Source organism: Rhizobium ecuadorense (genome assembly GCF_001187535.1).
Classification (GTDB): Bacteria; Pseudomonadota; Alphaproteobacteria; order Rhizobiales; family Rhizobiaceae; genus Rhizobium; species Rhizobium ecuadorense.
In genome coordinates this window covers 25233-36885 of sequence record NZ_LFIO01001078.1, presented here as the reverse complement: position 1 = coordinate 36885, position 11653 = coordinate 25233, and the positions used below count along the sequence as shown (strand labels likewise).

Sequence of the window (11653 nt, the reverse complement as noted above, 5' to 3'; positions counted from 1 at the left end):
CGAGAATGATACACTTCTACTGAATTATCGTGACACAACTGCTGGTTCGAACAGAACGGTTTTTCGCTCTTGCCGTCGGTCAAATATAGGAGATGCCTGTCTATGGCTGAGAAAAAAATAAAGGTTCTCGCTGCCTCGTCGGGAGGCGGCCACTGGGAGCAGCTGATGGCCATGCGCGGCGCGTTCGAGGGCTGCGATATCGTCTTTGCAACGACCATTCCCGGGCTGCTTGCCAAATATGATATTCGCGACGGGCTGGTCCTGCCCGATTGCAGCCGCGACTCCATTACCATGTCGATCCGATGCTTTTTCAGCGCCTTCGCCATGGTTATCAAGCAGAGGCCCGACGTTGTCATTTCCACGGGTGCTGCGCCCGGACTTTTCTGCCTGCTTGCCGGCAAATTGACGGGCAAGCGGACGATCTGGATCGATAGCGTCGCCAATGTCGAGAAGTTGTCCCTATCGGGAAAATTGGCTGGCCGTATCGCGACGCTGTGGCTCACGCAATGGCAACATTTGTCGCGGCCGGATGGTCCCCACTATGCAGGAGCTGTCCTTTGATCCTTGTCACCGTCGGAACGCAGCTGCCGTTTGACCGCCTCATCAGGGCCGTCGACACTTTCGCAAAGGAACTGTCCAAGCCGGTTCTGGCGCAGATCGGCAAAGGCACCTACACGCCACAGAATATGAAATGGATCAAGAATATCGAGCCCGCGGACTTCGATAGGGTCTTTCGCGACGCGACTGTCATCGTCTCGCATGCGGGAATTGGCACGGTGCTAACCGCGAAACGTTTTGGAAAACCGATCATTCTCGTGCCGCGGCAAGCATCCCTCGGCGAGCATCGAAACGATCACCAGCTTGCCACCGTAGGTCAGCTCGCCGGCCGGCCGGGCATCTATGTCGCGCATTCCGACGAGGATCTCAAAAACTATCTTCTTGCAGATCTGGACAGTCCCTCTCACGAGGATCCGTCCGAGGTTGGACGGGCTTCCCTAGTCAACTACCTCAAAGGCTATCTCGCGGCAGTCTGAATCAGCCCCGCAGAGACGCTGTCGGCACAGCGGAGATCCTTCATTCCGTGCAATTGCCACCGGTAATGTGTTTGACAAGTTCCGGCACGATGACTTTGGATGCAATCTCAGGCAGGGGATGGGCGCCATCCGGAATTGCTGCCGCCAGTTCTACCGGCGTCAGACGCCGCCAGTTCGGCTGGTGGTCGACCAACTCCAGACCGCGTTTCTGCGCCTCCGCCTGATGGGCCGAGATATAGCTGCCGACAAAGGGGCGGATCAGGCCGCGCAGCCCCGAAAAGGGATTCATCGCCATGACGATGATCCGCGCCTGCGGCAGGCGCTGCCGAAGCTGATCGAGGATATCGCCGATATCCTTTCGGCTTTGCGCAAGCGACACGAACCGCTGCAATGCTGCGTCGTTAGCGTAAAGCTCGATCAGGACGATATCCGGCTGCTCGGCAACGACGCGATCGAGCTGGGTAAGAGCCCATAGCGATGTCTCGCCACTTTTTGCAACGCTCTCGATTTTCACCGGCCTCTGCAGGCAGGCTGCAAGCTCTGTCTCAAGAGCGGGCTGCCACCCTCCCCGAGCCGTCAATGATGTTCCGAACGCTACTATTTTCAACGGCGGGGCATTCCCGGCATGACCGCTTTCCGGCGCCCCGAGCATCGCCAGACACGCCAAAAGCAGAAGCCATCCATAGGGCGATCGTCTCTCAACCGGCGCTGCTCGCCAAAGCCGCAAACTTATCATGGCGAAATCATATCTCGGCGGAACCGATAGGTCACGCGTCCAAAATCCGGCTGGAAAGGCAGCCATGCCCTTCTTGAGACAAACTGCAGCAGGCTTGAGACAATTTTATGAAGATGACCGCTCATGCCGGTTGTGACGCGGCACAGCCGCGCCATCACTCCTCACGAAATACGTGCTGCATCTGATCGGTCAGCGGCTTCGTCAGATAGGAGATAACGGTTCTGTCGGCGATCTTGATAAAGACTTCGGCCGGCATGCCGGGATAGAGCTTTATCGACTTCAGCTTGGCGATGCTTTCAGCCTCCGGCTTGACGCGAACGGGATAATAGCTGATGCCCGTCCGCTCATCCTTGACGATATCAGGCGCAATCGAGGTGATCTCACCGCGCACATCCGGCGTCGTGCGCTGATCGAAGGCGCTGAAACGCACGTCGACGGACTGGCTGACGTGAAGCTGGTCGATATCGCGCGTGGCAACTCTCGCCTCAACCGTCAGATCTTCATTTTCGGGAACGACCAGCATCAGCGTCTCACCCGGATTGACGACGCCATTGACGGTGTGAATGGAAAGCTCGTGAACGCGCCCGCTGAGCGGCGCGGTAATGTCGAGACGGCGGAGCTGATCGAGCGCAGTTCCTCGGCGCTCTTCATTTTCGGCGATCTTCGCCTCAACGTCGGTCAGTTCCTTGGCGATCTCCGAACGGCGATCCTCGTCCAGCTGGATCGACTGGCGATCGATCTCGATCGCCTTGCCTTCGGCCTCCGCCTTTGCAGCGATTTCCTGGCCGCTGTTACCCTGAAGGTCGGCGCGGGCGCGCTTGAGCGCATTCAAACGCTGCAGCGTCACCAGCCCCTTCTTGTAGAGCGTATCGACACCCTCGAGTTCCTGTTCGATCAGGCCCAGAGAATCATGGGTCGCGTCGATCTGAACGACCAACCCCTTGATCTGCTCGGCCAGTTGATCCTTGCGCGACGCCAGCTGGCTTTTCATTCCGATCAGCGCCGATCTGCGGCTGTCGAACAGCTTCGTCTCGCCATCGAGCAGATCCCGCGCCGCGGTGCTGGACGTCAGATCGCTGATGTTTTCCTGGACATCGAATGTCTCGGCGTCGATCCGTTCGGCCTTGAGGCGGGCACGGCGCGCATAAAGCTGAGCGAGTGTGCTCTCGACGATCGAGAGCTGTGCTTTTGTCGTCGTGCCGTCGAGCCGTATCAGGACCTGTCCAGCCGTCACATGGTCATTTTCGGAGACCAGCAGTTTCGACACGATGCCGCCGGTCAGGTGCTGGATCTTCTTGACATCGCCGTTGACGACGACCACGCCCTCGCCGATGACGGCGCTCGAAAGCTCGGTCGTTGCCGCCCAGCCGCCAATGCCGCAAACCAAGGCTAGCGACAACACGCCGACAATGGCGACATGGCGATTGAGGGAGCGTTTCGATTCACTGATAACCTTACTCACAATCTTCCTTCCGGCCTATTCGGCGGCATTTATGCCGTCGACGACGACTTTGAGCTGAGCCACGCGCTCGGCAATCGGCGTACGCGGCGCCGCTTCCGGCCGGCTGACCCGTGCCAGAACTTCCTCTTTCGGTCCGAAGGCGATCATCCGGCCGTCCTGCATCATCAGCACGAAGTCGCAGACCGCCAGAACCCCGGACCGATGCGCGATGACGACGACGATGCCGCCGCGTGCGCGCACGCTCATGATCGCGGCACTCAGCGCCCGCTCGCCTTCTTCATCGAGATTGGAGTTCGGTTCGTCGAGCACGACGAGGAAGGGTTCGCCGTAGAGCGCTCTTGCAAGCGCGATACGCTGTCTCTGACCGGCCGAAAGCGCGGCGCCTCCCTCACCGATTTCGGTTTCGTAACCGTTCGGCAGCCGAAGAATGAGATCGTGAACACGCGCCGCCCGCGCTGCGGCAACCACCGCCTCAGGCGACATTTCCTTGGCGAAACGGCAGATATTCTGAGCGACGGTTCCTGAGAACAGTTCCACGTCCTGCGGGAGATAGCCGATATGCCGGCCGAGCGCGTCGCCATCCCACTGGTCGAGTGCTGCGCCATCGAGGCGAATGGATCCCCTGACGGTCGGCCAAATGCCCATCATCGCCCGCGCCAACGACGACTTGCCCGAGGCGCTGTAACCGATGACTCCGAGGGCGCTGCCCGCTCTCAGCCCGAAGCTGATATCGGAAATGACCAGGCGTTGGCCCGCCGGCGGCCCGCTTGCCAGCCCCTCGACCGTAACCTGCTTGGAAGGCGCTGCAAGCGCGAGCGGGGCGGGAATTTCCGGAATGGTTTTCAACAGGTTCGCAAGCCGGGCCCAGCTCTGCTGGGCGGAAACGAAACCGCGCCAATTTCCGATAGCCGCTTCCACAGGCGCCAGAGCGCGAGACGTCAGAATAGAACCCGCGATGATAATGCCTGAGGACGCCTGTCCTTGAATGACCAGGATCGCGCCGGTCGCAAGCGTTCCCGATTGCAGGGCAATACGGAAAATCTTCGACAGGGTCGCATATCCGTTCCCGACATCCGACGCCTGCCGGTTGATGAGCCGGTATTCGCTGTTTTTACGGTCCCAGATTTCAGCCATGGTGCCGGCCATGCCCATTGCGTGAATGACCTCGGAGTTGCGGATCGAGGTCTGCGCGAAGGCATTGCGCATGTTGCCGGCTTCCGATTGCTTCTTTGAGAGCGTCCGCGTTCCCTGGTTGGTCAGGAACGTCAGGATGGCGAGCACCAGCGATCCACCGATCGCGATATATCCGATCGCCGGATGAAACAGGAAGCAGATCACGACGTAGAAGGGAAGCCAGGGCAGATCGAACATCGCCGTCGGGCCCATGCCGGACAGAAAGGTCCTTATCTGGTCGAAGTCGCGCAACGGCTGAAGCCCGTCCCCGCCGATTTTGACCTTCAGCGGCGCCTTGATGAGCGCCCGGAATACGCGTCCGTTCATCATCTCGTCGAGCGCACCGGCAACGCGCACCAGCATTCTGCTCCGGAGAACCTCGAAGGCGCCCTGGAAAGCGTAGAGAGTGAGGGCAAGTATTGCCAGGGCAGCCAGCGTCGGGATGCTTTTGCTGGGGATGACCCGGTCATAGACCTCAAGCATGAAAAACGAGCTTGTAAGATAGAGAATATTGATAAGCGCGCTTGCTATGCCAATGAAGATGAGTCCCCCCTTGCATTTCCGCAAGGCCTGGGACGGCTCGCTGGCATCAGTCGCTGAACTCTGAAACACGAATTAAATCCTCTCCTACCGCATCGCATACGGGCAAATAAATCTGCGTACATCGCAGCTACAGGCCAATGAAGCCCGAATAATGACATCGCTGTTTGGGATTTTCGGCATCGGTACCGAAACCCACTGACAAGTCCAAAGCTTATTACATGAATCCCACTGAAAAATGACCGAAAATTCCAATTTATAGCGAGCGATTTCAGGGGCCCTAGCTTAACGCTATGCTAAATATACCGGCCCAAGCAAGTGAAAACCGTAAACCGCCCAATATCGGCTCAAAGGGTTGAACATGTCGCGCACATAGACACGAGGCTTACTGAGGCGTTAACTATAAATCTAGTCTATAGTGTGTTCTGAATATGAACCGCGGAAATATTTTGTCACCGCGCCTTGCCCCATTTCACAGCCTGCGGCGGCTCATCATCGACCAAGGAACTCGGGAAACGTCAGCCGGGAAGACGGCCGGCTGACGCTGTCTCGGCGTTGGCGTGCGTCAGACCAACAGGTGCGACGCGTGGCTGGAATGAAATGCATCGACATTGATATAGATACCCAGCGAGTCCGTGTCGATGTGCGAAGCGCCGTCGGAAATTTTGTACTGGAAGGATTCGCTGACGTTCCCGCTAAGACCGGCGAGCTTCGCCGCGTCGACGGTGTAGGTGTAATCGCCATCACTTTCGATATGGATCACACCATATTTCCCCGTTACCGTCAGCCCATATTTATCCACGGCACCGTCGCCAAAGCGGCGGAGCAGTACATGCCCGTTGGCAGCACTGTCATTTTCAAGAAGATTTCCATGATATGCGCTGCCCGTATCGGCCGAAATCTTCAAGTTGTCATGGACTGCGACAATTTTCGGCGCGGCGACTGTGGGCACGTTCACTACCGGCGTTTCGGTCACAGGCGCCGGGGCGGATACCAGCGGCTGCGCCGGGATTTCCGCAGGATGTTCGATGACCGGTACGGCAGGCGTCTGCTCGTGGCTCGGTGACGTATCGCCGGTCGTGCTGCCGGCAGCGCTGTCGAGTTCGGCCTGCGCCTGCTCGAATGTCTTGTTGTCGCCGACAAAGAAGGTGTTTTGCGCAGCGATTACGGCCGGCATCGTCAGCGTCGATACATCGCTGTCTATAATGTTGTCATAGAAGGAGCCCGATGCAGGCCGGTCGACCTTCAGCGCCGAAGACGACAGGTCGTCAAAGACATTGTCATGAACATCGATATTCTCGCGAACATAGAGCGGATTGCCGGCGGCGCTGACCAGAACCCCGTACACGCCATCGTGAATATAATTCCCGCTGATATCATAGTTCTTCGCATCGCCCTGATCGCCCAGGCCGATGCCGTAGGACCAGCTGTAGCCGCCATATCCCGAGATATTGTTGTCGTGGATGGCGATATTGGTGCCCGCCTGTGCACTCAACCCGAAACCGCCGCCGATGAGCGTATTACCCTCGACCAGGGCATCCTGAGCGCGGATCAGCACCAGGACACCCTTGGCGCTGTTGGTTTGCGTTTGCTCCAGATGATTGTCCTTGACGAGAATGTTGCTGCTGTCGTTGAGCTGAATGGCGTCTGCCGCGCTTCCCTGGGCGTTGGTGACGGTGTTGTTGATCAGGGTGACGCCATTGACCTTTTCCATCCAGATCCCGTCGGAATGGACACCGGTCAGCGTGCTGTTTACGATGGTGATGTTCTGGCTGCTTTGGAAGCTGACGGATCCGGGCTTTCCGGCAAGGCCCGTATTCGTCACCTCAACATTCCGCACGACCCAGTTGGACACATTCCCTGCATATATCGCGTTCGCCCCAGTATCGGCGATCTTGATATTCTCGATGACGATATTCGAGGCCTTAGAACCATGGATGCCGTCATTGCTGCTGTGAATGACCGGGGCGTCGCCAAGACCGTAGCTGCCAATGGTGATCGGCGCCGTAACACTTCCGGAGTATTTCAAGTCGAATTGTTCATTGAACACGCTGCCGGCGGCAAGCAGCACACTGTCACCGGGGTTCAGCCTCAGGGATTCGACCGCTGACAAGGTCGCGAAAGCCGAGCTCTCCGTGGTTCCGTTGTTATGGTCGGATCCTGTCGCTGAATTCACGTAGTAGACGGTCATGCTTTGATCTCCCCGAGGTAATGGAAATCTTCTAAGCGCGCCTCTCTCTCCGCCAGCTAAAATGAAACACTAAAATTCTTTCTATCTGTCGATATTCTTGACCACAGGGGGTACTTTCTTCGTCCTCCAGGTATCTTTCATGGCGTCAAAGTTGCAACGCACGACAGAATTGTATTTTTACTAGAATGTCGGTTCGATAGCAGTCCATTTTCCGTAACAGACGGATTGCTGTGATAATGTCGCCGCAACTGCGAAGGTTCTCCCTCGGCATATCCGAGAATGGAAATGACAATGGTGAACTTAAAATGGCCTGAGATCGGCATATCGGGGCAGCGCGACAAAATCACCAAAAGAGATCGCTAGCCCAATGTGATTATTTGACAATTTCGTCCACCTAGAAGTGAACTCGGGTATTATTATTGATTGCCTCCGCATAAAACTTCTTACATTCTGAAGAAATATGCTCAATCGATCATTATGTCGCGTATTCACTTATTATTAAAGCACTCATCGGCAAGTGCTTCCTTACCTTACGCCGAAACTATGTGTGTCATTATTGCACGCAGAACGATCTTCTGTTCATCTTCTGTTAATCCTAGCCTTGACTCGCTGTATTAATATATCCTTAATCTCACCCGTCGCTAAGGTTAAAATTGGCCAGCGAAGATCAATTCAAGGAGAGATACAATGGCTATTCACGCAACCGACGATAGTGCAACATTTCTGGAAACCGACGTCATCTCGGGAAACCTGCTGAGCAACGATTCATCTGACAACGGCCACCTATTCCTTCGCGCATTCGACCAGCAGAGCGTTGGCGCCAAGCAAGGCAACAGCCAGGTTACTGAAATCCAGGGCGACTACGGCACCTTCTTCGTCAAGCCGGACGGCAGCTACACCTATGTTCTGAGCGATGCTGCCAAGGTCAACTTCACCAATGGTGAATTGCTCCAGGAAAAGGTCTCGTACAAGATCTCCGACGGCAGCGGTCATACCGATGTCGGCCTGTTCACCCTGAATATTCAGGGCGTAACCCAGGTCAAGCCGATCGCCGTCGACGACCACTACAGCTTCACCGAAGGCAGCCCGATCGCCGGCAATGCGCTCGACAACGACATTCCCGGCGACAATGGACATCTCTTCCTCCGTCAGTTCGCCGGCACGAACGTGAACGGCAACCCGAGCGCAACCACCGACGTCGTCGGGACCTATGGCACGTTCCATGTCAAGGCCGACGGCTCATTCACCTATGATCTGGCAGCCGATATCGCTCCGGGCGATCATGTCACGGAAACCATCCAGTATTACAAGATCTCCGACGGCCAAGGTCACACGGACGCCGGCGTTCTGACGCTCAATATCACGGGCACGGATTTTGTCTCGGGCGCCAGCGTCTGATCATCCAATCGCCGATCAATCGACAACGCCCGCTGCGCAAGCAGCGGGCGTTGTCGCCCATCAAGCCTTGCATACAGCCGTCTTGGGTCTCGAACTGTCCTCAGAAATCTGCCGTCGGTTACTTGCTGCAGCGTTGCCGAAATCGCGCTGTGGCGCCGTCTCCGGCGCCTGCCCAAGTTCGATCGAAGATCGGGCGGAGTTGTGGGCTGATCTCTTTTATGGTGGCGTTGACCCTGCAACGATCGCCAAGTTTCAGCATCGTCGTGAGATCGCTATTGAGCGCAGTCTTTGCCGCCGAAAGCGTTGCATCGGTGAAATCGTTCCAGAAATAGAACCGGGTCAAAATCATCGACTCGTCGTAAGGCGCGAAAGCGACCGAACGCTTCATCATTCCCGCAATCGAAAGCGGCTCTTCCGCGATGATCGACTGAACAGCGGCGAGACGGAGCCAAAAATTACTGTTCGTCGGCATGCAGGAGAGCGCATATTGCAGATAACCGCGGGCGCTCGATGCGGCAGCAACCCAGGCATCGTAGTTAACATTGACATTCTGTCGGTCGAGTTGCGCCAGAACGAGCGTCACACCGGCAGCGACAATATCGGATCGGCAATAATGTCCGTCAACCACGTCGACACTGCGCGACGCATATCTCGTCACCACATCATCGGCGACGGTATCGCCACGCTCGATCCTCTCGGCGACGATCGAGATGCTGGCCGTTCTGATCGAAGCATAGAGCTCTCGTCCGGCCAGCACCACAAAGACGACGGTGACGATAACGAAAGCGATCCTGGTGACCGAAACGACCCGGCTTCGGAACATCAGCTTTCGGTATAGTATCGCGAATAACGCTTATAATAGTATTCGCTGGAGCCGAATGTCCGGTAAAGCTTCATCTGCGACGGATCGACCTTGGTCAATATAGCGCCGACGCATTTCGCATAGAGTTCGGGCTCCGACAGCAGCGTCGACTGCACGACCTTGCGCGATGTCTTTCCCCACTCGATAACGAAAACCACCGCATCGAGCTTCGAATTGATAGCGCGCGCATCGACAACCGGCGCCAAAGGCGGCAGGTCGACGATGATGTAATCGAAGCTTTGACGCGCCACTTCAAGAAGCTGATCCATGCCACGTGATGCGAGCAGTTCCGACGAATGCGGGACACGATATCGTGCAACCGTCGGCAGAAATGCAAGCTTGGTTTTGGGATCGAGAAGGATCAGATCCTTGAGCGGACGGCCGTCGACGATCGCCTCGAGCAAGCCGGCCTCGGCATGGCGGCCGATTGCCCGGGTCGAGCCAGGATTTCGCATGTCGCCGTCGATAAGCAGGCAGCGGGCGCCTTGCATTGCCAGAAGCTTGGCAAAATTGATGGATGTCGTCGACTTTCCTTCGCCGGGCAAGCTCGACACCACGCCGATGACCTTGCAGCGCTGATCAGCCGCACTGAGGTCGATCGCAATCTTGGCGCTTCGAAGCGTCTCGGCAAATGCCGAAAGCGGATGCTCCTCGACATAGGTCGTGGTCTTGCTGCCCCTGGCAATGCTTCGCGGATTGCTTGGATCGACAAGCGTGGGATCATCGACGTTATCGTCAACCAGCGGCATGACACCAAGCGATTCCACATCGAGCACTTCCTTGACGTCATCGCCGGTGCGGAAGAACCGATCCCGGAATTCTCGGAAAGCGCCTATGCCGCTTCCGACCGCACATCCGAGGAACATCGCAAAAGCGACGACAAGGGCTCTCTTCGGAGCACTCGGCTTCGTCGGGGTCTCCGCCATCGTGATGATGCGCGCAGCGGTAATCGGGAAGCTCTGCTGCTGAATGGCTTCCTGGTAGCGCGTCAGGAAACTCTGATAAAGATTCTTATAGGTATCGCGCGTGCGCTCGAGTTCGCGAACCTGCACCTGCGTTTCGCCGGCCGTCGCGGCAACACCGGTCGCCTTCGTGACACTGTCACGCAGAGAATTTTCCCGTGACTGCGCAACCTGCAGCTCGCTTTGGTAACTCTCGGCGATGCGGTTCAACTCATCGAACATGAGTCTCTTATATTCTTCCATTTCCGCACGAAGCCGAACCGCCTGAACGTGATCGGGACCGAGCCGCGCCTCGATTTCGGTCTCGAGCTTGGAAGCCTCGAGATATTTCTTGCGCAGGTCGTTGGAAATGGAACTGTCGAGCACATCGGTGACGATGGCATCGGTCTGCTTGGCGTCGATGATCGATTTGACGCGCGCATATTTTGCCTCGGCCTTCGCCGTCTCGGCCTGGGCATTGATCAACTGCGTGTTGATCTCGGAAAGCTGCTGTTCGCTGATCAGCGTACCGGATCCGGCCTCGACAAGCCCATGCTCGCTGCGGAATTTCTGAACCGCAAGGTCGGTGTCCAGTGCCTGCTGCCGAAGCTCTTCGATACGCTCCTGCAGCCATTCACCGGCCCGGCGTGTCGCTTCGTATTTCGAATTGAGTTTATCGACCAGATAGACGTCGGCAATGGCCGCGGCGATCTGACGCGCCATATCGGGTGACTGCGAGGTATAACTGACATCGAGAACGTAGGATTTGCCGACACGTTCGACATCGATATTGCCGGCCACAGTTTCCGCAGCGTACCGCCGTAACATTTCCGGATCGGGCGCCACTGCCGCGTCGTCGGCAAACCATGATTTGAAACTGAACAGAGACTTCACGGTTGCAACTGAAAACAGCGAATTGCGCTGTGCATTGAACACCGGATCGTCGACCAGTTTCAACTTATCGACAACGGCATAGGCGATCGTGTCGGACTTCAACAGCTCGACCTGGCTGAGGACGGTACCTTCGTCATCGTCCATCTGGCCGAAAGCCGCCAGTTGGTTGATCACCTGGTTATCGCTGCGGTCGATCAGCACGCTTGTGTCGGCGGTGTAGACCGGCACCGACGTCAGCACATAGACAACGCCGAGAATGGCGAAGGCGAACGCGCACGCCGCAACCATCCGCCACTGTCGGCGGGCGATCGCGATCAGCTTGTCGAAATCGATGAAATCAGCTTCGTTTCCCGTATCGCGGGAGGGGTCGATACGCGGCGTAAGTTTATCTGGCGATAGCAATTTCGATCTCCAACTAAGGC

9 protein-coding genes are annotated in these 11653 nt (G+C 56.9%); 3 read left to right on the top strand and 6 right to left on the bottom strand.

Features of this window, described 5'->3' with window-relative positions; translation table 11 throughout:
• Positions 1-102: 102 nt before the first annotated feature.
• A complete protein-coding gene (locus AF337_RS21695; RefSeq protein WP_049733752.1) occupies positions 103-561 on the top strand; it encodes a glycosyltransferase family protein in 459 nt (152 codons plus the stop codon).
• Entirely contained in the window at positions 558-1034 is a 477-nt protein-coding gene (locus AF337_RS21690) for a glycosyltransferase (RefSeq protein ID WP_049733751.1), read from the top strand. The genes AF337_RS21695 and AF337_RS21690 overlap by 4 nt, the downstream gene beginning before the upstream one ends.
• Positions 1035-1074: 40 nt before the next feature.
• Here AF337_RS21690 and AF337_RS21685 read toward each other — a convergent pair whose 3' ends face one another.
• From AF337_RS21685 to AF337_RS21670, 4 genes are all read right to left on the bottom strand, one after another.
• Positions 1075-1770, bottom strand: coding sequence for an SGNH/GDSL hydrolase family protein (locus AF337_RS21685; protein ID WP_049733805.1), 696 nt, complete (start codon positions 1768-1770; stop codon positions 1075-1077).
• 154 nt (positions 1771-1924) lie between these two features.
• Positions 1925-3232, bottom strand: a complete 1308-nt coding sequence (locus AF337_RS21680) for an HlyD family type I secretion periplasmic adaptor subunit (protein ID WP_049733750.1) — start codon at positions 3230-3232, stop codon at positions 1925-1927.
• Positions 3233-3247: 15 nt separating this feature from the next.
• Positions 3248-5017 carry a type I secretion system permease/ATPase gene (locus tag AF337_RS21675; protein ID WP_049733749.1) on the bottom strand — a complete coding sequence of 590 codons (1770 nt, stop codon included), beginning with the start codon at positions 5015-5017 and terminating at the stop codon, positions 3248-3250.
• A gap of 493 nt (positions 5018-5510) precedes the next feature.
• On the bottom strand, positions 5511-7136 hold the full coding sequence (locus AF337_RS21670; RefSeq protein ID WP_049733748.1) for a right-handed parallel beta-helix repeat-containing protein: 1626 nt from the start codon (positions 7134-7136) through the stop codon (positions 5511-5513).
• 687 nt (positions 7137-7823) lie between these two features.
• On the opposite strand from AF337_RS21670, the gene rapA2 reads away from it, so the two are divergent.
• On the top strand, positions 7824-8534 hold the full coding sequence (gene rapA2, locus AF337_RS21665) for a calcium-binding lectin RapA2 (RefSeq protein WP_049733747.1): 711 nt from the start codon (positions 7824-7826) through the stop codon (positions 8532-8534).
• A 118-nt stretch (positions 8535-8652) separates the two neighbouring features.
• Here the strand turns inward: rapA2 and AF337_RS21660 are convergent, their stop codons facing one another.
• Both AF337_RS21660 and AF337_RS21655 read right to left on the bottom strand, forming a co-directional pair.
• Positions 8653-9357, bottom strand: a complete 705-nt coding sequence (locus tag AF337_RS21660; RefSeq protein ID WP_049733746.1) for a hypothetical protein — start codon at positions 9355-9357, stop codon at positions 8653-8655.
• Entirely contained in the window at positions 9357-11633 is a 2277-nt protein-coding gene (locus AF337_RS21655; protein ID WP_049733745.1) for a polysaccharide biosynthesis tyrosine autokinase, read from the bottom strand. Before AF337_RS21655 ends, AF337_RS21660 begins: the two co-directional genes overlap by 1 nt.
• Between the last annotated feature and the right edge of the window lie 20 nt (positions 11634-11653).

Excerpts from the sequence above, each read along its gene's own strand:
- AF337_RS21695 (WP_049733752.1), top strand. The coding sequence starts at position 103 with ATGGCTGAGAAAAAAATAAAGGTTCTCGCTGCCTCGTCGGGAGGCGGC.
- AF337_RS21685 (WP_049733805.1), bottom strand. The coding sequence starts at position 1,770 with ATGATAAGTTTGCGGCTTTGGCGAGCAGCGCCGGTTGAGAGACGATCG.
- AF337_RS21670 (WP_049733748.1), bottom strand. The coding sequence starts at position 7,136 with ATGACCGTCTACTACGTGAATTCAGCGACAGGATCCGACCATAACAAC.
- rapA2 (WP_049733747.1), top strand. The coding sequence starts at position 7,824 with ATGGCTATTCACGCAACCGACGATAGTGCAACATTTCTGGAAACCGAC.
- AF337_RS21660 (WP_049733746.1), bottom strand. The coding sequence starts at position 9,357 with ATGTTCCGAAGCCGGGTCGTTTCGGTCACCAGGATCGCTTTCGTTATC.